The organism is Granulicatella sp. 572.rep1_STHE, from assembly GCF_001073445.1.
Classification (GTDB): domain Bacteria; phylum Bacillota; class Bacilli; order Lactobacillales; family Aerococcaceae; genus Granulicatella; species Granulicatella adiacens.
On the sequence record NZ_JVBO01000012.1, the window covers coordinates 94,096 to 115,831 of the forward strand.

The window sequence follows — 21,736 nt, forward strand, 5'->3', positions numbered from 1 at the left end:
ACCACGATGGAATTTTCAAAAGAAGAACTAAAAAAACGATTAACAGAAATTCAATACGAAGTGACTCAAAATGAAGCCACAGAAAGACCTTTCTCAGGAGAATATGATGATTTCTACGAAGAAGGAATCTATGTAGATATCGTCAGTGGTGAACCACTTTTTAGCTCAAAGGATAAATTTGATGCAGGATGTGGTTGGCCATCATTTTCAAAACCAATTGAAAATACAACTCTAACGGAGAAAGAAGATTACAAACTAAGCCGTAAAAGAACTGAAGTAAGAAGTGGACAAGCAGATTCACATTTAGGACACGTCTTTGAAGACGGTCCAAAAGAATTAGGTGGACTACGTTATTGCATTAATTCAGCGTCTCTTCGCTTTATCCCAGTTGATAAACTCGAAGAAGAAGGATACGGAGAGTTTCTTCAATATTTTAAATAAAGATCTGTTTGAACCTTATTATATGGAAAATCCGGGGTGGAAACCTCGGATTTTTTTGATCCTATCATACTTTTTATGAACGTTTTATTGCGGAATGAACATAAAAAATGGTAATATAGAGTGCTCGATGAATTAAATGATCAAAAAATCGAGATAAAACAGTCAAATAAATGTGGTTATGAACGTTTTCGATATTTAGATAACTATTTCGAAAACAGGAATATTTCCTTGAGAGAACAGAAAATAATCGTAATCGGTAAAGGTTACCATGCTTCTTCTTGACAGATACTACAGGCTATGGTAAATACATGTCGATTAAAAAATAGGAATTTTTTGAATCGACTTTTCTGATTTCTTAGGAAACCAAAAACAAGAAGGGAAGAATATATACATGACACAATTTGATACACCAGAATACTTAGCAAAGGTGGATGCTTGGTGGCGTGCAGCAAACTACATTTCAGTAGCTCAAATGTACTTAAAAGATAACCCACTTTTACGTCGTCCAATCCAAAAAGAAGACGTTAAACTTCATCCAATCGGACACTGGGGAACAATCGCAGGACAAAACTTTATTTATGCGCACTTAAACCGTGCTATTAATAAATATGACTTAGATATGTTCTACATTGAAGGACCAGGTCACGGTGGACAAGTAATGGTTTCTAACTCTTACTTAGATGGATCTTACACAGAGTTATACCCACAAATCACTCAAGATGAAGCAGGGTTCAAACAATTATGTAAAATCTTCTCATTCCCTGGAGGAATTGCGTCTCACGCGGCTCCAGAAACTCCTGGTTCAATTCACGAAGGTGGAGAATTAGGTTACTCATTATCACATGCTACAGGTGCTGTTTTAGATAACCCTAACGTAATTGCCGCAGCAGTTATCGGTGACGGAGAAGCAGAAACGGGTCCTTTAGCAGCTGGTTGGTTCTCAAACACATTTATCAACCCAGTAAACGATGGTGCAGTTTTACCAATCCTTTACTTAAACGGTGGTAAAATCCACAACCCAACTATTTTAGCTCGTCGTACAGATGAAGAGTTAACACAATTCTTCAATGGTTTAGGATGGGATCCAATCTTCGTAGAAGGAACAGATCCTAAAGAAGTTCACCCATTAATGGCTGCTAAATTAGATGAAGCTATTGAAAAAATCCAAGCGATTCAAAAAGAAGCTCGTTCTAAGAGCGCCGAAGAAGCTACAATGCCACATTGGCCAGTATTAGTAGTACGTACTCCTAAAGGTTGGACAGGTCCAAAAGAATGGAACCATGAACCAATCGAAGGTGGATTCCGTGCTCACCAAGTTCCAATCCCAGTATCTGGAGAAGCTATGGAACACATCGATAGCTTAGTAGACTGGTTGAAATCATACCGTCCAGAAGAATTATTCGATGAAAATGGTAAATTAGTAGAAGAAATTGCTGCAATTTCTCCAAAAGGCCCACGTCGTATGAGCATGAACCCAATCACTAACGCAGGGGTTGTAAAACCAATGGAAATTACTGATTGGACTAAACATGCAATCGATACATCTAAACCAGGTGCTATCCAAAAACAAGATATGATTGAATTTGGTAAATTTGCTGCTGACTTAGTAAAAGCAAACCCAGATAACTTCCGTATCTTTGGACCAGACGAAACTAAATCTAACCGTCTAAACGAAGTCTTCAAAGCAACTAACCGTCAATGGGTTGGTCGTCGTGACGAAAGCTACGATGAATGGATTTCACCAGTTGGTCGTGTTATCGACTCACAATTATCAGAACACCAAGCTGAAGGATTCTTAGAAGGGTATGTATTAACAGGTCGTCACGGATTCTTCGCATCTTACGAATCATTCTTACGTGTAGTGGACTCAATGATCACTCAACACTTCAAATGGTTACGTAAAGCTAAAACTCACGCTCCATGGCGTAAAAACTATCCATCATTAAACTTGATTGCAACATCAACAGTGTTCCAACAAGACCACAATGGATATACTCACCAAGATCCAGGTTTATTAACACACTTAGCTGAGAAAAAACCTGAATTCGTTCGTGAATACTTACCAGCGGATACAAACAGTTTAATGGCTGTTATGGCTGAAGCTTTAAGTTCAGAAGATAAAATTAACTTAATCGTTTCTTCAAAACACCCACGTCCACAATTCTACTCAGTAGAAGAAGCTAAAGAATTAGTACGTGAAGGTTACAAAGTAATTGATTGGGCTTCAACAGTGAAAGAAGGAGAAGAACCAGACGTAGTAATTGCTGCTGCAGGTACTGAACCTAACTTAGAAGCATTAGCAGGTATTTCAATCTTGCACAAACAATTCCCAGAATTGAAGATTCGCTTCATTAACGTAGTAGATATCTTGAAATTACGTTCTCCAAAAGTGGACCCACGTGGTTTATCTGACGAAGAATTTGATAAATTATTTACTACTGATAAACCAGTTGTATTCTGCTTCCACGGTTATGAAGGTATGATTCGTGATTTATTCTTCGATCGCAACAATCATAATGTTCATATCCACGGATACCGTGAAAACGGAGATATCACAACTCCATTCGATATGCGTGTATTATCTGAAATGGACCGCTTCCACGTTGCTAAAGACGCTGCAGTTGCTGTATACGGCGACAAAGCTAGCGAATTTGCTGCGAAAATGGACGAAACTGTGGAATTCCACCACAGCTACATCCGTGAACACGGGGAAGATATTCCTGAAGTTGTGAGCTGGCAATGGGAAAATGTGAATAAATAATTCATCTAACAGGGTGCCTCAGAAATGAGGCACTCTTTTTGTGCTGGGAAATAAATACTTTATAAATGATTACTTCGGAACCTTCGGTTTCTTTTATAATCGCTGTAGTGGGGTACCGGTTCGAGCCTTGAGTCTCTCACCTTTAAAGCCTCAAAAAGGGAGTAAGGGATAAATTCCTAACTCCCTTTAATTCGCATTTAATACGATTCCCCACCACTGCGATTATAGAAACTCGAAGTCCTTCGTAATCATTTATTTTTTTAGTGCAAAAAAATCATTTCTAAGGCAACCTGATAGTGGAGGGGGAAAGGAGACAGTAATTACTCCAAATCCTTGCGGATTTTCCGTAATTAATATATCTGTTGCTTCATCGACTAATATATAATGCTTTTCTGAGGCATAATGTTAGAGAAGGTGGAGGAGATAAAAAGGAGTTTTGATAGTTATTTTCAAAAAATGTAAATATAGGGGTTGACTTTCAAAAAATTATGTGTTAATTTATGTTCAACAATTAAATCAAATGGTTATTGAACTGAGGTGCGGATGACAAGAGTACAGGAAACTGGAAAGGGGATTTCGCCGAAACGTGAAAACGTTGGGGGCTGGTCATAATAGGTCAGTCACTGTCATGATATCTGCCCAGATACTCATGAAGTGCAATCAATTACCGGGCAAAAGAATGACTACTTATGACTTTTTTTATGGGGAATCACGGCTTTTGTTCGTGGTTCCTTTTTTGTGTGTGATGAGTGAACCAGTTTGATAATCGAAAAGGAGAGAAAGAAAATGAAAAAAATTTTAGGCGCAATTGCAACTTTAGCAATGACAGTAGGATTAGCAGCGTGTGGAACCCCTGTTAGTCAAGGAACAGCCAATCAAAATCAATTAGTGGTTGGGATGGAAGCAGGATATCCACCATTTAACTGGACTCAAAACGATGATTCAAACGGTGCGGTAAAAATTCAAGGAACTGACCAATACGCTGGTGGTTATGACGTTGAAATCGCAAAACGTGTAGCTAAACAATTAGGAAAAGAATTAGTTATTGTTAAAACTGAGTGGGATGGCTTAACACCAGCTCTTGTTTCAAGTAAAATAGATGCAATCATTGCTGGTATGAGTCCTACTGAAGAGCGTAAAGCGACAATCGACTTTACTGATTCTTACTATGATTCACAATTAGTATTAGTCGTTAAAAAAGGTTCTAAATACGCAAATGCTACTTCATTAGCGGATTTCTCTGGTGCTAAAGTAACAGCTCAATTAAATACTTTCCACTACTCAGTAATCGACCAAATTCCTGGTGTCAACAAACAAACTGCTATGGATAACTTCCCAGCAATGCGTGTGGCTTTACAATCTGGAACAATTGACGCTTACGTTTCTGAATTACCAGAAGCAATTTCAGCTCAAGCAGCAAACAGCGACTTCGTAATGGTTAAATTAACAGATGGCTTCAAAACATCACCAGAAGACACACAAACAGCTGTTGGTGTGAGAAAAGATAGCTCACTAACAAAAGAAATCAACGAAGCATTAAAAACAATCTCTAGCGAAGAACGTCAACAAATCATGCAAGAAGCAATTAAGAATCAGCCAGCTGCAGAGTAGGATGTGAGACATCGCGTTCAGAAATGGAACGTTGGACCGGAACGCCGGAAGGGACTCGGAACGAGTCGTGCGGACGTTTCGGGAAACGCACGCCATTTCTGCGATGGCGAGCTCAACTTTATAGAACTTTGAGTTTAACAAGCCCGAGTTCAACTACAGGATGGCAGAAAGACAGAAGCTAATAAAAATCTCACAGTGCGAGATTTTTACGCTTCGTAATCTTTCCCCACAAAGTTTATTAGACTTTCTTAAATCACGAGCGATGAAAAGAAAGTCAATAAACCACTGCGCAGGAGCACAAACATAACACACCGCCACCTCGTGTGGCGTATACATACACAAAATACAGAAAGTAGGAAATTAAATGAGTATTGATTGGATTGTTAAAATCATTCAACAGAACTGGCAAATGTTCTTAACAGGTGCCTGGATTACACTATATATTTCAATTATTGGAACAATTATTGGGACTTTAATCGGGATGTTCATCGGATTTGTTAAAACAATTCCACTTCCAGAAAAAGGACCAAAACGTATCCTTTTAAAAATTGCAGTTATCATTTTAAACTGTTATACAGAATTCTTCCGTGGAACACCGATGATTGTACAAGCGATGGTAATTTATTACGGAACAGCTTTAATGTTTGGAATCAACTTAGATGTGACATTCGCTGCGATTTTCATCGTATCGATTAACACAGGGGCTTATATGTCAGAAATCGTTCGTGGTGGGATAATTTCTATCGACCAAGGGCAATTTGAAGCCAGCCAAGCTATCGGGATGACACACTGGCAAACAATGCGTTATGTTGTTTTCCCACAAGTACTTCGTAACATCCTTCCAGCAGTAGGGAACGAGTTCGTTATCAACATCAAAGATACTTCTGTATTAAACGTAATTTCAGTTTCAGAATTGTACTTTGCGACAAAAACAGTTGCGGGACAAAACTTCCGTTACTTCGATACATTCTTTGTCACATTAATTTTATACTTCATCATGACATTCACGGTGACTCGTATTTTACGTTACTTCGAGCGTAAATTAGATGGTCCAGATAACTATGAAGTGATTTACTCAGATCCATTGAACTCAAACTCAATGTCAGCAGTCGAAGAAAAAACTAGACAGAAAGGAAATGCATAATGAGCGAAGCAGTAATTTCCATTCAAAACTTAAGTAAAACTTTCGGTACTAATGAAGTTCTTAAAGATATTTCTTTTGAAGTAAAACAAGGCGAAGTAGTAACGATTATCGGATCAAGTGGTTCTGGTAAATCAACACTTTTACGTTGTGTCAACTTACTCGAAAAACCAACTTCAGGAAAAATTTCCTACAATGGCCAAAACATTCTTGAACATGACAAAAGCATTTACGAATACCGTACCCACGTAGGAATGGTATTCCAACAATTTAACTTATTTAACAACTTAAACGTGTTAGAAAACTGTATCGTTGGACCTATGAAAGTGTTAAAAAAATCAAAAGAGGAAGCAGAAAAAATCGCAAAAGAGTTCCTTGAAAAAGTAGGAATGTCTGCGTACATTAATGCAAAACCTCGTCAATTATCAGGTGGTCAAAAACAACGTGTGGCTATTGCGCGTGCGTTGTCCATGCAACCAGATGTATTGCTTTTCGACGAACCAACATCAGCGCTTGACCCAGAAATGGTAAATGAAGTGCTAGAAACAATGAAAAGCTTAGCGCACACAGGGCTAACAATGATTGTGGTTACTCACGAAATGGGATTTGCTAAAGAAGTTAGTGATCGTGTAGTCTTCATGGATAAAGGGGTTATCGCAGAAGAAGGAACGCCAGAACAAATCTTTGAACATCCTCAAGTAGACCGTACAAAAGAATTTTTGGGACGCGTTCTAAAATAAGTGAAATATGCTATAATGAGCTAAGACAGTTTGTCTTGGCTCTTTTTTTATGCATGACAAACGAATCAAGTTTGAAGGAGTATCATCATGTTTGAAATACATACAACATCACAAGAGGAGACAATGGAACTAGGCAAGCGTCTAGGAGAACTGTTATTTGAAAATAGCTGCGTCATTCTAGAAGGCGATTTAGGCGCTGGAAAGACGACTCTTACAAAAGGAATTGCCCTTGGGTTAGGCATCGACCGTGTCATTAAGAGCCCAACCTATACATTGATTCGCGAATACCGTAAAGGGCGACTTCCGCTATTTCATATGGATATGTATCGTATTGAAGAAAGTGGCGGCGCCAGTGAAGTAGGCCTCGAAGAGTATTTTTATGCTGGTGGTGTGTGTGTCGTTGAATGGGCGCAGTATATCGAAGATGAACTTCCTTCGACATTCTTAAAGGTTCAAATCGACCGTGTTGGGGACGCAGAGTCTGAACGTCTGATTCGTTTAGTCCCGCACGGAAAAGAGTACGAAGAATTTATCAACAAATTGGAGGCAAAAGATGAGTAAAGAAAGAGAAATTACATTTGCGCTTCCCGTCAAAGACGATGCCAAAGCGCTTTTAGATTACAGTAAAAAAGTAGGAAGTGAAACAGACTTTCTCTCTTTTGGAGCTGAGGGAATGAGATATTCTGTCGCTCAAGAAGAACTGTTTATTGAATCACTCTATGAAAACGAAAATCAATATATGTTACTCGCAAAAGATGGGGATACCATTATTGCCGTTGGTTCGATTGCTGGTAGCTTACATCCTAAATTCTCACACCGAGGAGAGTTAGGAATCAGTGTTTTGAAATCATATTGGGGCCAAGGAATTGCGACCGTTATGATGGAAGAAATGCTGGATTGGGTGAGGGATTATTCAACTCTTTCTCGTGTTGAACTTGAGGTCGTAGCTATCAATAAAAAGGCCCGTCGCCTCTATGAAAAGTGTGGATTTGAAGAAGAAGGACGACTTAAGAACGGTGTAAAAATCGGTGACGGATATGAAGATATTGTCTTGATGGCGAAGATGATTGAACGATAATGATGAGGTGAAAGAATGAAATTTGGAATTATTGCGGCAATGGAAGAAGAAAAACGTCTGCTCGAAGAAGAGATGACCATTGAGAAGAAAACAACCGTTGCCAATTGGGAATTTATTGAAGGGACACTTGTTGGAAAGTCAATCGTACTTGTCCAATCTGGAATCGGAAAAGTGATGTCAGCTCTTGCTACAGGGATCTTAATTGACCGTTTCGGAGTTGACTTGGTGATGAATACAGGTTCTGCCGGTGGGTTTGGTTCATCTCTTGAAATAGGAGATATCGTCATTGGAACGGAACTGGCTTACTGTGATGCTGACGTAACAGCCTTTAATTACGTTTACGGGCAAATGCCGGGTATGCCAGCGCGTTTTGCCATGAACCAGGACTTCTTACCGTCACTTGAACAAGCGATTGCTAAGGTGGATTTAAAGAGCCATACAGGTCTTATCGTTTCTTCTGACAGCTTTATCCATACTCGTGAGCAACGAACACATATTTTAAAGCATTTTCCAGATGTGATGGCGTCTGAAATGGAAGGAGCAGCAATCGCACAAGCGTGTCACGCATTTGGAGTTCCATTTATTGTGATTCGTGCGATTTCAGATATTCCAGAGCGTGGGACCTCTGCTGTTGATTTTGATACTTTTATTGTTCAAGCAGGGAAACGTTCTGCTCAAATGGTTCATCAATTACTACAAGAATGGGAAGGATAAATAATGTTAAACATTGGGATTGTTGGTGTTGGAGCGATTAGTCAAAAAGCTTACTTACCGGTGATGCGTTCGATTGGGAATGTCAAATGGTATATGTGTTCTCGAAATCAAGAAGTGTTGAATCGAGAATCTAAATTGCTAGGGAGATGTATTCCTTGCAATACGATTGAAGAATTATTGCAATTTCCGTTAGATGGAGTCTTTATTCATGTGTCTACAAACGCTCATTTTGAGGTGGCAAAACAATTTTTAGAAAAAGGAATTCCAGTTTATATGGATAAACCAGTAGCTCCTAGTTATGAAAAAACGCTGGAGTTATATCAAGTAGCAAAAAATCACGATACCTTCATCATGGCTGGATTTAATAGACGTTTTGCTCCTAAAGTAGAAGTCTTAAAAAGTGTAGAAGATAAGAAGAGAATTATTGCAGAAAAGAACTGTACGGTTTCTTCTCAAGATACAAGAACTAGAGTCTTTGATGTTTTTATTCATCCTTTAGATACAGCACTTTACTTAATGGATTCACTTCCAACGAATGGTACTTATTTCTATAAGAAAAAGGACGGAGTATTAGAACAATGTACGGTTTACCTAGAAAATGAAAATGAAACGGCTTTGGTTCAATTCAATGAAACTTCTGGAGCTAACTTAGAAAGAATCGAAGTGCAAAGTCCTAGCGGAACTTATTCCATTCGAAACTTAACGGATTTAGTAATTACTCAAGGTCAAGATGATGTGTTGGATGGTTTTACGAGTTGGGATTCTACTTTGTACAAACGTGGATTTGAGACGATTATTCATAGCTTTATTATCGCCGTTCAGACAAAATCAGAAAACCCAGTTTCAGCAAACAGTAGCTTGTTAAGCCACTTGATTTGCGAAAGAATCGTTACGGCAAAAGCTCCTCAAGGTTTCCTAACATTTGACGTAAACTCATTAGAATAGTAGTATTAAAAGGATTACGATTAAGGAGAATAGTATGGACTATACATTATTTTCAAAAGAGTTTCCAACTGTTAAAGTTTTTTATAATGAACCTCTAAAAAAATATACATTTACTAAGACTGGTGGGAACGCAGCAATTCTTATTTTTCCAAAGGATAAACAAGAAGCAAGCGAGGTAACACATTGGTTACGTGAGCAAAATATTCCAACAACAATATTGGGAAATGCTTCTAATGTTATCATTAAAGATGGGGGAATTTCCGGTGCTGTAATTATGTTGAATGATATGTCGCACTTAAAAGTAGACGGCACAAAGATTGTTGCTGAAGGCGGAGTAGCCTTAATTGACGTTTCTAAGGAAGCTGCTAAAAATGGCTTAACAGGTTTGGAATTTGCATGTGGAATTCCAGGAAGTGTAGGTGGAGCCATTTATATGAACGCAGGAGCTTATGGTGGAGAGGTCAGTGAAGTTGTAGAATATGTAGAGGTAATTACTCCAGAGGGCCACTTAAAGACCTATTCTGCTGAAGAATTAGAGTTTAGTTACAGACACAGTTTCATTCAAAATACTGGAGATTTAGTGATAGAAGTGGGATTCCAATTAGAAAAAGGGAATCAAGAAGAGATTGACGAAAAAATTGCAGAATTAACGCATTTACGTCAAAGTAAACAACCGCTTGAATACCCTTCATGCGGAAGCGTCTTTAAACGTCCCGAAGGATATTTTACTGGGAAATTAATTCAAGACGCTGGCTTACAAGGATATCAAATTGGTGGGGCACAAGTCTCCAAAAAGCATGCTGGATTTATCGTGAACATTGACAACGCAACAGCCACGGATTATATGGATCTAATTCGCCACATTCAAAAAGTAATTTTAGAAAAAGATGGAGTTTCTCTAGAACCAGAAGTTCGAATTATCGGAGAAGAACCTACATCGCATTAAGAGGAGGAGAGGATTGTGAAAGACGGATTACAAAAAACAGTTGTCTATACAATTTTAGGAATTGTCATCATGACTGCTTTAATGACCTTAACGTCGATTACAACACCGATTGAAGGAGTATATATTCAATTGGCATATGGGTACCTTGCGCTCTTTGCGGGTGTTGCTGGAGCACTTCCAGCTGCCATTGTTGGGTTTACTGGCCATGTATTGTTTGATTTATTCAATACAGATCATTTATGGATTTCTTGGGCTATCAGTTCAGCTGCGTTAGGTTTTACGTTTGGATTTGCGATTCGAAGAAGTAGCCTTCGACAAGGAGTGTTTTCAAAACACGATATGATTCGATTTAACGTGGTTCAAGCGGCAGTGAATATTGCAATCTTTGGGTTGATTGCCCCAACCTTAGATGTTTTATTCTATCAGTCTTCTACAACCATTGTATTTACTCAAGGCTGGATTGCAAGTATTCTAAATTTATTAACCGTCGCTATTTTTGGAACGATTTCTTTAAAAGCATATGCGACCTACAAATTGAAACAAAACAAGCAATAGAAAAGAAAAATCCCTCAATTCACATATAAGTGAATTGAGGGATTTTTGTATATTAGGAAAGAAAGTTTGAGTTTTCAAATTTTTAAGGGATTAAGTGATTGATGTTGCTTAATCCTTTTTTTATGGTTACAAGATTAAGTGGAGAATTATCTTCCTGCAATCTAAATCATATATTTTAGAAAAACACACTATATGTGGAAATGTACCTGAAACTGAACACAAAATAGATTCAAAAAATTGAAAATAATATTTCTGATAAAAACAAGAAGTAATCCCTAAAGTAAACTTTTAGTATATAAAAAGAAGCGATTTATATATAAATAAAAATCTAATAATTAGTCAAAGAAATAGAGCGTATATAGAAAAATATTGGAAAAAGATTTTTCCACAATAAAATATTTCCCTTAGTTTACCAAAATCGAAAAGGAATCGTTTTAATTCTGAACTAAAATTATATGAGTTCAATAAAATTCTATTAAATATTTGAATAGTAAATTTTCAACGGAAAAGAAGTCTTAAAAAAGTAAAATGTAACATATATGTTACATTTTAAAAATATGAAAATTCTCTAGTAAATAAATGGACACACGCGCCTATAAATTTGTGATTCCATTTATTGTAAATCCAGCATCTTCACCAAATAACTTAATTCAGTCCCTAATCTTCTTTTTTTGCACCAAAAATGTTAAAATAAGTGAAAACCTTTTAAAAAGAAGGAGGAATTTTATGCCAAAAGAATTTAAAGGCTTTAAATTATTAGAAAAGAGAGACTTACCAGATATCCGATCTGTAGGGTATTTATATCAACATGAAAAAACAGGAGCGGAAGTTCTTTATTTAGAAAACGAAGACGATAATAAAGCTTTTAATATCGCGTTTAGAACTCCACCGTATGATGATAACGGAATTGCGCATATTATCGAACATTCAGTATTAAATGGATCTAGAAAGTATCCAACTAAAGAACCTTTTGTAGAGTTATTAAAAGGATCTTTGAATACTTTCTTAAATGCGATGACTTATTCAGATAAAACAGTGTATCCAGTATCTTCTCGTAATCAAAAAGATTTTACCAATTTAATGTCTGTTTATTTAGATGCTGTGTTTTATCCAAATTTCAAGCATGACCCTCAAATTTTAATGCAAGAGGGATGGCATTATCACCTAGAGAATGCTGAAGATGAACTGATTTATAAAGGCGTTGTTTATAATGAAATGCGTGGGGCTTTCTCTCAACCAGAATCAGAATTATATCGTTTAATTGAACCAACTTTATATCCAGATACGGTGTATAAACATATTTCAGGAGGAATGCCTGCTAGCATCCCGACTTTAACACAAGAAAAATTTGTTGATTTCCATGACAAATATTATCACCCAAGTAATGCGCGTGTTACATTATACGGGAATCTAGATTTAGACGTTGCTTTTGGTCAGTTAAGTGAATACTTTGATGCATTCGAACCAAAAGCATATGACTTTGGTCCTGTTGAACAAGCTCCGTTTGAAAAAAGACATGAATTAGAAGCAAAATTCTCGATTTCTCAAGAAGAATCTGAGGAAAACAAAACATTGCTTGCTTATGTTTGGGCTGCTGGAAAAGGTACAGATGCTGAATCACTGATTGCCTTAGCAGTATTAGACGAACTTCTTTTAGGAAGTAATACAGCACCTATTAAAAAAGCACTTTTGAAGTCAGGACTCGGTTCTGATGTTTCTGGTGGTTTTGGTGCGGCAACATATTCACCTATATTTGAAATTGTTCTGAAAGATACAAATCCTTCTGCAAAAGAAGAATTTATTACGATTATTGAATCAGAATTAAAACGACTCGTTGAAGAAGGAATTTCTCAAAAAGCCATTCAAGCGGCATTAAACAAGGCGGCGTTCCGATACAAGGAGCTTACAGCATTAGAAGGTTCTACTCCTAAAGGTATTTTGTATTCTCTAAACGCGCTAACGAGCTGGTTATATGGTGGAAATGTGTTCGAGACATTTGAGTACCAACCAATTTTAGATAAGATTCAAAGAGAAATGACCAATGGATACTTCGAAAAATTAATTCAAAGTACATTATTAGAAAATACGCACTCAGCAGTTATTACACTTTCTCCTGAACCAGGACTTCTAGAGCGTAAAGACCAAGCGCTAAAAGAACAATTAGCTGCCTATAAGGCTTCGCTAAGTGACGAAGAATTAGAAGCATTGGTCGAAGAAACTCAAAAATTATTAGAACGTCAAACAACTCCTGACAAAGAAGAAGATTTGGCGAAATTGCCTAAACTCTCGATTGAAGATATTGATCGCAAAGTGAAGCCATTACCACTAACTGTGGAAGAACAAGATGGCAAACCAACCTTTTTACACTATGAAGACTTCACAGCAGGCATTTCTTACGTGAAATATTACTTCGATTTATCCGGTGTGAAGACAGAAGATATTCCGGTCGTGGCCTTCTTGACAGAAGTGTTAGGGGAAGTTGGAACAGAAAACTTCACAGATGAAGCCCTCAGCACAGAAATCGACTTCTACACTGGCGGTATCGGAACGAATGCGACTGTAATTACTGAATCCGTGGCAGACAATATTTACTATCCTAAATTCACAGTGAGTGGGAAAGCCTTGTCGGAATATCAACCACAGCTTTTGAGTTTGATTGAAGAAGTGGTTCACCGTTCGAACTTAGATGATGTAGAGAAAATTAAAGAGCTATTACTTAATGTGAAAGCCGACTTAGAGATGAACTTCAACTATGGTTCACACGTGGCAGCACTTCGTCGTTTAGAGTCTTACTACTACGAAGGCGCGAAATACTTACAATCGCTTGAAGGAATCGACTACTACGACTTTATTTGCGATGTGGTGGATGGTTTTGAAGAAGAGCCTCAAGCGTTTATCGACCGCCTAAAAGCTGTGTTAGAGGTTATTTTAACAACAGACCAATTAGTGGCAACCTTTGTCGGAAGTAAGGAAGACTTTGAACATTTCAAACAAGTATCAGAGGACTTCTTCAAACATCTTGGAAATCACAAAGTTGAAAAACAAGCCTTCACAAATCCAGTGGAAGTGTTAAACGAAGGATTCAAGACAGCGCAAGAAATCAACTATGTCGCAAAAGGATATAACCAAACCCTTCTAGGGGTTCCAGTGAACGGAATGAACTTATTCTTAAAATCAGTTCTAGGACTTGATTATTTATGGAATACGGTTCGTGTTCAAGGTGGGGCTTATGGAGGTATGAGTATCATCAATGATAAAGGGGACGTCGCAGGTCTTTCATACCGCGACCCGAACATCGTTGAAACACTCGAACGTTATGATGGACAAGTAGAATACTTAGAAAACTTCAACTTGTCAGAGGCGGAATTTGAAAAGAACTTGATTGGTACATTCAGTACAATCGACCGTCCACTTTCAGCTGCTCAAAAAGGTGCAGTAGCCTTTACGCGTTATTTCACGCATTTGACGCAAGAGAAAGTGCAACAGTTCCGTGATGAAATCTTAGATGCAACTCCTGAAAAGGTACGCGCATACGCTCCAACGATGAAAGCCATTATGGATCAAAACGCGTTGGTTGTAATTGGAAATGATACGAAGATTGAAAACCATAAAGACATCTTCAAAAATATCCGTAACTTAACAAAATAAGTCAACAAAAACTCCCAACCTTCACAAAAGTGAAAGTTGGGAGTTTTACTGTTTACTATTCATGGGGCATTTTATTTTCTTCTTGTTTTAGCCACATCGGGATACTTGTCATCACTAATAAGAATAGGAATGCACTTTGTACCCAAAGAATGGCCACATCGAATATGCCATGTACGAAAAGAACAACGATGAGTGACACATAGAGTCCAACGATTGGACGTTTCTTTGGATCGCGACTCATTTCTAAAATCATACGAACGGGTTTAAAAGAAGCAATTGCAAGAAGCAATGTTCCGATAATTCCGTAGCTTGAAAGTGTATCGATATATAAACTGTGTGCGTGTTCATGGTAGCGAGCACCGATTCTTGCAAAACTGTGCAAGTAAGTTAGAGGTCCTTCACCAAACCATGGATTTTTTTTAAAGAGAACCATTCCTGAATTCCAAATCGAAATCCGCTCTTCCATAGAAGAATCAAGAGTTCCCATACGAACTCCAATATCGTTAGAGAAGAGGAACATCAGTCCAATTCCAAAAGCGGCAATACTGAGCCAGAATGCTTTTGAGTTTCGAATCGTTGTAAAGAGATAAATAATGGCTCCACAGATAATCGCTGGGAAAGCCGTTCTATTTTGAGTGAAGCTGAGACCAAATAGATTAATTCCAATCGCAACAGCACCAATGAACTTCCAGAACCAACTCTTTGTGATGCTCAGTAAGTAGAAGGCAATCATAATGCAGAAGCAACAAATGATTCCGTAATAATTCGGGTTAAAGAAGGTTACTTCGGCACGGTTTTGGTGCCATACTTGCATCTTCGGAGATAGGAATGTGTAGTTAAATTTATGAACGATTTCATAATGTTCTAAAAATGCAAATCCAGCGGCAAAAATGCTAAGCAGTAAGATGGTCTGCAGAACAATATGGAAAAAGTCCGGTGTCAATCGCCTTTGATAATAATTGAAAAATATAGCATACATCAAAAAGCCAATTGAGATAACAGCCCCAATATAGTTTCCAGACACCATCGAAACAGCAAAGCTAAATCCAATAAATGTTAGTAAAATTGGGTGTGACACGAGGTCTTTTAGAACTTGTGTTAATTTCCCGGTAAAGGCAAGAAGTATGATATATAAGCCAAACAATGTTAGGAATAAATAAAACGGAAGGAAGCTACTAATAATGAGTAAGTATAGCGCTAAGTCCTGATTCGAAAATCGTTTTATTTTTCCGATAATCGTTAGTAGTTTCATAATGGTCCTTTCAGGTAATTTTTATACCAATTAATCTAATGAAAATGATATCAGTTTATTTTACCACTAAATGATAAGGGAGGGCAAATTGCAAGGTGTTGGGAAACCTTCTTTGAAAGATTTAGAAAACAGGCGTACAATAAAGATAGATTCACAGAAAGAAGGAATAAAAATGAAATTAGTATTTGTTCGACATGGAGAAAGTGAATGGAATGCTCTCAATTTATTTACTGGTTGGAGCGATGTGGAATTGACTCAAAAAGGGGAACAAGAAGCTCATCATGCAGGGAAAGTATTACGCTCATTAGGAATACCCTTTGATCATGTGTATTTATCCGTATTAAAAAGAGCCATTCATACAGGTCATATCGTCTTGTCTGAATTAAATCAAGACTATTTACCAGAGACGAAGAGCTGGCGATTAAACGAACGCCATTATGGAGCCTTACAAGGACTCAACAAACAAGAAACACGTGAAAAATACGGCGACGAACAAGTGTTGCTTTGGAGACGTTCTTATGACGTGATGCCTCCGCTTCTTAGTGAAGAAGAAGCCGCTAAACAAGCCCAAGACCCACGCTATAAACATTTACAAGTGAAGGACCTTCCTCAAGGGGAAACATTGAAAACAACTTTAGAACGCGTACTTCCAATTTGGCAAGATAAGATTGCGGTGGATTTACTAGACGGTAAGAATGTTCTTGTTGTAGCTCATGGGAATTCTTTACGTAGTTTAGTGAAATATTTATTGAATCTTAGTGAAGACGAAATCTTAAAATTTGAAATTCCAACAGGAACACCGCTTGTATTTGATTTAGACGAAGATCTACAAGTAAAAGAATACCATTTTGAAAAATAAGGAGGATGCGAATGAAGTGGGAGAAAAAACACACATTAGAAGAGACTGTTGAGTGGACAGGTCTTCCTGAAAGTGAAATGGAACCGTTCAAAGCTTATATAAATGGAAAGACGCCAGGAATTTGTGGGACGTATGCTGCTGCAGCGTTAACAGTACTGATGGCAAAACGCGAAGAAGTCGTGACACAAACGATGGATGAGCTTCTAAAAGGCATGGAAGCTTCCATTGAATACGCGTTCCCATATCGGGGAACCTTTTATTGGGATGTGCAACGCGGACTCAATGACGAGTGGAAGAAATACGGCTATAAGACACGCTTTAATTTATTTAGTGAAAAAGTCACACCAAGCCTTCTAGAAGACGGAGTTCCTGTTATTGTAGGAACAACTGCCGCTCTAGGTAGCCCGTATAAAAATCACTGGATTGTAGTGTACCAATACGCTTTCGATTCAAATGGAAAACTCTGGTATAAGGCATACGATAACCATGGGTCCATTACAACCGTTATTCCAGCTGTCCAAACACTTTGCGCCATCTGGCTTGAAAAACTCTAGTTCCAGCACATAGAGAATAAACTAGATTGCAGAGAGCTCCCAGACTTAAAAGCAGAAATAACATACCGGTATAGTAAAAAGGAGCGAAGAGTCTGTTATTTGGCACATAATTCTATCAGAGCACAATTTAACTCTGCCTCATAAAATAAGTAGCACATAAAAATGATTACGAAGAAGCCTGCGGATTTTATAATCGCAGTAACGTGAAAAGCATCGAATGTGAACTACGCGGAGTCGGAACTTGTTCCGTAGTTAAAACAGTTTATAAAGTTAGACGCAGTAGCTGATTGAATCAAGCTTCATCACTTGTGATTCGCTTAATTCTAATCAGCCTTGCGGGGGTAAGACTACAAAGCAAACAGGACTCACACTGTGAGTCCTGTTTTGACTTTGGTCTTACTCCCGTTTGAAGCTTCGAAGGAGCAAGACTAAGGCTTGGTCCGGTGCCCCGTAACAGCGATTATAAAATAAAACCGCAAGGCTTAGAAGTAATCATTTTTTTCTGTGCCTAAACTAATTCTATGAGCAGGGTTTAAGACAAAAGCAAAAGTGTTCTGATAGAATGAATGTGACAAAAAGGAGGAAGAATGAATGAAAGAATTTGATTTAATTTCTATCGGTGGCGGTAGTGGTGGTATTGCCACAGCCAATCGTGCTGCTATGCATGGTGCAAAAGTAGCTGTAGTGGAAGGAAACTTACTTGGAGGAACCTGTGTAAATATCGGCTGTGTTCCTAAAAAAATTATGTGGTATGGAGCGCAAATTGCAGAAGCGATTCACGCGTATGGACCAGATTATGGATTTACAGCAGAAAATGTAAAATTCGATTTTAAGACACTAAAGAAAAATCGTGAAGCGTATATTGACCGTTCACGCGCTTCTTATAATGGAACATTTGAACGTAACAACGTGACCTTAATTAAAGGATATGCAAGCTTTGTTGATGCCCACACGATTGAAGTGAATGGGGAAGAGTATCGTGCAAAACATATTGTGATTGCAACAGGCGCAAAACCTGCGATTCCAAATGTAGAAGGGAAAGAACTTGGAGGCACTTCTGACGATGTATTTGCATGGGATGAGTTGCCACAATCAGTAGCCATCTTAGGTGCTGGATATATTGCCGTAGAACTTGCGGGTGTTTTACATGCTCTAGGCGTAAAGACAGACCTATTTGTTCGCCGCGATCGTCCACTTCGTAACTTCGATCATTCGATTATTGAAGTGCTAGTTGAGGAAATGGAAAAATCAGGACCAACTTTGCATACTAATAAAGTGCCTCAAAAACTCGTTCAATTAGAAAATGATAGTGTGGAAATTCAATTTGAAGATGGAACAAGTTTCACTGCTGAAAAAGTGATTTGGGCAACAGGACGCGTTCCAAATACAGCTGGATTAAACCTTGAAGCAGCAGGTGTTGAATTAACAGAACGTGGATTTATCAAAGTGAATGAGTACCAAGAAACAACGGCTGAAGGAGTGTACGCACTGGGTGACGTTTCTGGTGAAAAAGAATTAACACCAGTAGCGATTAAAGCAGGCCGTACATTAGCAGAACGTTTATTTAACGGACAAACAAACGCCAAAATGGACTACACAACGATTCCGACAGTTGTTTTTTCACACCCAGCCATTGGAACAGTAGGGCTTAGTGAAGAACAAGCCGTTAAAGAGTATGGGAAAGAAAACGTGAAAACATACTTATCAACTTTTGCTGGAATGTATTCAGCAGTAACAAGTCATCGCCAACAAATGAGCTTCAAACTGATTACAGCAGGACAAGATGAAAAAGTAGTTGGACTTCACGGGATTGGATATGGCGTTGATGAAATGATTCAAGGCTTCGCAGTAGCCATTAAAATGGGAGCCACTAAAGCTGACTTCGATGCAACCGTAGCCATTCATCCTACGGGAAGCGAAGAATTTGTGACGATGCGTTAAGGATGTGAGAAAAGGCGTTTATAGGCGATGACGGTTCGCAGTTTAGCCGTAAGCGGTCTGGAAGACCGTGCGGACTAAACTCGAAAGGCTTGAGCCTATGCTTTTGCGAGCTCAACTACAGCAGGATACGAGGGCGAACGCTCAGGACTGAATCACTGGACTGATATGCCGCAAGGGACTTTGAAAAAAGTCGTGCGGACATATCAGGAAGTGGACGTCAGTCCTGTGAGCCCGAGTTCAACTATACAGGGATGTGAAGGCGAGTGGTCAGCTTTCGACCCTTTACCGAAATTAACGCAAGCGTCCGATAAGGACGTGCGGATAATTATCGGAAAGGAACGCGAAAGCTACGAGCCTGAACTCAACTACACAGGATGTGAGCAAAAGCGTTCAGCCAATATTCACAGTGTGAATGTTGGGTGACGGTGAGTTTGCCTTCATCACTGCACAAAAATATTTAGATTTACAACCACAAAAACACCCTAGATGGTCATCCATCTAGGGTGTTTCATTTTCTTTATGCGGCCGGCGGGACTTGAACCCGCACAGGTATACACCCACTGCCCCCTCAAGACAGCGCGTCTGCCATTCCGCCACGACCGCAGAACTATTTCAGTTTATCAAATGTTTGTTGGAATTTCAATCTAAAAGGATTAGTTTTCCGTGACATTTTCCGCACACATAGCGTTTTGTATTCATCTTACGCATTCTAGGGTAGCGGTGATGGCACGATGTGCATTCGTAAATGAAGTTCGGATCTCTCATTCGCTCGACAAATCGACTTCCACCTACCTGAGCGAGCAGGCGTTTGAAGTCTTGGTCACGGTGACGATAGCCGCCACCTATTTGATGCAAGTGATAATGGCAGAGTTCATGTTTAATGACGCCAGTCAAAGTTTCTAGCCCCAGTTCTTGTTCGACAAGGGGGTTAATCTCGATATTTCCCGTCTTCAGAAGATAACGACCACCGCTGGAGCGTAGACGATTGTTATAAGTGATTTTGTGCGTGAATTCGCGGTGAAAAGACGTGCGCGAAATCTCCTCGGTTAAGTTTTGTAATTCGTGTTCGTTCATAGTTGCCTCCGACCATAGTGTAACATGCTTTGCACCTTTAGAAAACAAGATAAACTTTGACCTTTCCGCACCAGACGGGTAAAATAGGAGGGTATAAGATTTTCAATCTGGAGGAAACTAAATGAAAATTGTTGTTGTCGGTGGGGGGAAAGTCGGCGAAGTCATTTGCCAAGAACTCTCAACGGAAGAAAATGACATTGTATTGATTGATAAAAATCAAGATTTAATTGATCGACTCTTAAACAAATTCGATATTATGGGAATTTGTGGAAATGGTACTAGTTACGATATTCTTGTGGAAGCAGGAGTGGAAAACTGTGACATCTTTATTTCCGTAACGGAAATGGACGAAATTAATATTATTGCATCAATTCTTGCGAAAAAAATTGGGGTGGAATATACAGTTGCACGTGTGCGTAATCCTGAGTATTCACAACAATTACAACTCATTCGTGAAAGTTTAGGAATTTCATTACTGATTAACCCTGAGCTTTCTACTGCCCGTGATATCGCGAATAACTTTAATTATCCTTCTGCATTAAGTGTGGAAAATTTTGTTGGAAATCGAGTGAGCTTACTGGAATTGGAAATCAATGAAGGATCACGTCTTGCTGGATTATCTTTAAAAGAAGTGCGTAATCGTTTTGAATCTATTTTAATCTGTGTGATTCATCGTAACGAACAAAGCTTTATTCCGGACGGAGATTCAACACTAGAAGCAGGAGATCATGTGTATATTACTGGAGCTTATCCTGACTTACGTAATTTCTTAAAATTAACAGGACAAGAAACGAAGAGTGTCTCTTCGGCCGTGATTGTTGGTGGTGGTCGTATCACCTATTATTTACTCAATATGTTGAAACAAACTAAAATCGATACGAAAGTGATTGAAGTAAATGAAGAGCGCAGTGAAACTTTAAGCTATGCATTTCCACATACAACAGTAATTCATGCCGACGGAACTGATCACGATGTATTAGAGGAACAACGCATTACAGAATATGATGTGTTTGTATCGATGACAGGGATTGACGAGGAAAACTTAATCCTTTCTGCCTATGCGAAACAACAAGGCGTTCAAAAGATCATTACGAAGATGAGTCGTCCAGCTCTTCTTAAAGTATTTAAAGGTTTTGACAGCCAATCAGTTGTGACTCCAAAACATATCGTGGCTAATGAAATTATTCAATTCGTTCGTTCACGTTCAAATACTCAAGGCTCAAATGTTGAAGCATTATACCGTTTAGCAGATAACCAAGTTGAAGCACTGCAATTCCGTGTTCAAAAGAATAGTGCGATTTGTGGCATTCCATTATCAGAACTCAAAACAAAATCAAATCTCTTGATTGCGTTTATTGTTCGTGGACAACAACTAATCTATCCTGCCGGAAATGATACCATTGAACCATTTGATAAGGTAATCGTCGTGACAACGGAAAAAGACTTTGACGACATTAACGACATTTTGGAATAGAG

At 38.5% G+C, this 21,736-nt stretch carries 16 protein-coding genes, 1 tRNA gene, 2 pseudogenes and 1 riboswitch; of the genes and pseudogenes, 16 read left to right on the top strand and 3 right to left on the bottom strand.

The genetic code is table 11. The annotated features are described in order from the left end of the window. The first annotated feature begins 6 nt into the window (after positions 1-6). The 12 genes and pseudogenes from msrB (at position 7) to ADH99_RS01890 (ending at position 14,580) form a co-directional block, all read left to right on the top strand. Positions 7-441: a peptide-methionine (R)-S-oxide reductase MsrB gene (gene msrB / locus ADH99_RS01835; protein WP_049554687.1), complete on the top strand. Its 435-nt coding sequence runs from the start codon at positions 7-9 to the stop codon at positions 439-441. A gap of 391 nt (positions 442-832) precedes the next feature. Beyond that, positions 833-3,202: a phosphoketolase family protein gene (locus ADH99_RS01840; RefSeq protein WP_049554686.1), complete on the top strand. Its 2,370-nt coding sequence runs from the start codon at positions 833-835 to the stop codon at positions 3,200-3,202. Positions 3,203-3,726: 524 nt separating this feature from the next. Then, a riboswitch (Lysine riboswitch) is annotated at positions 3,727-3,870 on the top strand. A gap of 154 nt (positions 3,871-4,024) precedes the next feature. Then, positions 4,025-4,807, top strand: a pseudogene (locus tag ADH99_RS01845) (transporter substrate-binding domain-containing protein); the annotation flags it as partial. Between the two features lie 385 nt (positions 4,808-5,192). Continuing rightward, a pseudogene (locus ADH99_RS01850) lies at positions 5,193-5,957 on the top strand (amino acid ABC transporter permease); the annotation flags it as partial. Further along, positions 5,957-6,694 carry an amino acid ABC transporter ATP-binding protein gene (locus ADH99_RS01855; RefSeq protein WP_049554684.1) on the top strand — a complete coding sequence of 246 codons (738 nt, stop codon included), beginning with the start codon at positions 5,957-5,959 and terminating at the stop codon, positions 6,692-6,694. The pseudogene ADH99_RS01850 and the gene ADH99_RS01855, both read left to right, overlap by 1 nt. 87 nt (positions 6,695-6,781) lie before the next feature. Further along, on the top strand, positions 6,782-7,255 hold the full coding sequence (gene tsaE / locus ADH99_RS01860; RefSeq protein WP_049554683.1) for a tRNA (adenosine(37)-N6)-threonylcarbamoyltransferase complex ATPase subunit type 1 TsaE: 474 nt from the start codon (positions 6,782-6,784) through the stop codon (positions 7,253-7,255). Continuing rightward, on the top strand, positions 7,248-7,772 hold the full coding sequence (locus tag ADH99_RS01865) for a GNAT family N-acetyltransferase (protein WP_049554682.1): 525 nt from the start codon (positions 7,248-7,250) through the stop codon (positions 7,770-7,772). Before tsaE ends, ADH99_RS01865 begins: the two co-directional genes overlap by 8 nt. Positions 7,773-7,787: 15 nt before the next feature. Continuing rightward, entirely contained in the window at positions 7,788-8,486 is a 699-nt protein-coding gene (locus ADH99_RS01870) for a 5'-methylthioadenosine/adenosylhomocysteine nucleosidase (RefSeq protein ID WP_049554681.1), read from the top strand. Positions 8,487-8,489: 3 nt separating this feature from the next. Then, positions 8,490-9,431, top strand: coding sequence for a Gfo/Idh/MocA family protein (locus ADH99_RS01875; RefSeq protein WP_049554680.1), 942 nt, complete (start codon positions 8,490-8,492; stop codon positions 9,429-9,431). Positions 9,432-9,465: 34 nt separating this feature from the next. Then, on the top strand, positions 9,466-10,377 hold the full coding sequence (gene murB / locus ADH99_RS01880; RefSeq protein ID WP_049554679.1) for a UDP-N-acetylmuramate dehydrogenase: 912 nt from the start codon (positions 9,466-9,468) through the stop codon (positions 10,375-10,377). Positions 10,378-10,392: 15 nt separating this feature from the next. Continuing rightward, complete coding sequence (locus tag ADH99_RS01885; protein WP_049554678.1) at positions 10,393-10,932, top strand: ECF-type riboflavin transporter substrate-binding protein; 540 nt, start codon at positions 10,393-10,395, stop codon at positions 10,930-10,932. Positions 10,933-11,658: 726 nt separating this feature from the next. Then, a complete protein-coding gene (locus ADH99_RS01890) occupies positions 11,659-14,580 on the top strand; it encodes an insulinase family protein (protein WP_065427289.1) in 2,922 nt (973 codons plus the stop codon). A gap of 55 nt (positions 14,581-14,635) precedes the next feature. On the opposite strand, the gene ADH99_RS01895 is transcribed toward ADH99_RS01890, so the two are convergent. Beyond that, entirely contained in the window at positions 14,636-15,832 is a 1,197-nt protein-coding gene (locus ADH99_RS01895; protein WP_049554676.1) for an O-antigen ligase family protein, read from the bottom strand. A 172-nt stretch (positions 15,833-16,004) separates the two neighbouring features. On the opposite strand from ADH99_RS01895, the gene gpmA reads away from it, so the two are divergent. The 3 genes from gpmA to gorA all read left to right on the top strand — a co-directional run bounded on the left by gpmA (position 16,005) and on the right by gorA (position 19,186). After that, complete coding sequence (gpmA, locus tag ADH99_RS01900; protein ID WP_049554732.1) at positions 16,005-16,691, top strand: 2,3-diphosphoglycerate-dependent phosphoglycerate mutase; 687 nt, start codon at positions 16,005-16,007, stop codon at positions 16,689-16,691. Positions 16,692-16,702: 11 nt separating this feature from the next. Further along, the gene (locus ADH99_RS01905; RefSeq protein WP_049554675.1) at positions 16,703-17,245 is read left to right on the top strand and encodes a hypothetical protein; all 543 of its coding nucleotides are present in this window, start codon (positions 16,703-16,705) and stop codon (positions 17,243-17,245) included. Positions 17,246-17,836: 591 nt separating this feature from the next. Next, positions 17,837-19,186 (top strand): glutathione-disulfide reductase, encoded by a 1,350-nt coding sequence (gene gorA / locus ADH99_RS01910; RefSeq protein ID WP_049554674.1) that lies wholly within the window; start codon positions 17,837-17,839, stop codon positions 19,184-19,186. 520 nt (positions 19,187-19,706) lie between these two features. On the opposite strand, the gene ADH99_RS01920 is transcribed toward gorA, so the two are convergent. Continuing rightward, positions 19,707-19,789 (bottom strand) — tRNA-Leu (locus tag ADH99_RS01920). Positions 19,790-19,825: 36 nt separating this feature from the next. Further along, complete coding sequence (locus tag ADH99_RS01925) at positions 19,826-20,260, bottom strand: SprT family protein (RefSeq protein WP_049554672.1); 435 nt, start codon at positions 20,258-20,260, stop codon at positions 19,826-19,828. A 121-nt stretch (positions 20,261-20,381) separates the two neighbouring features. Between ADH99_RS01925 and trkA the strand changes: the two genes are divergently transcribed. Beyond that, positions 20,382-21,734 (top strand): Trk system potassium transporter TrkA, encoded by a 1,353-nt coding sequence (gene trkA, locus ADH99_RS01930; RefSeq protein WP_049554671.1) that lies wholly within the window; start codon positions 20,382-20,384, stop codon positions 21,732-21,734. The last annotated feature ends 2 nt before the right edge of the window (positions 21,735-21,736 follow it).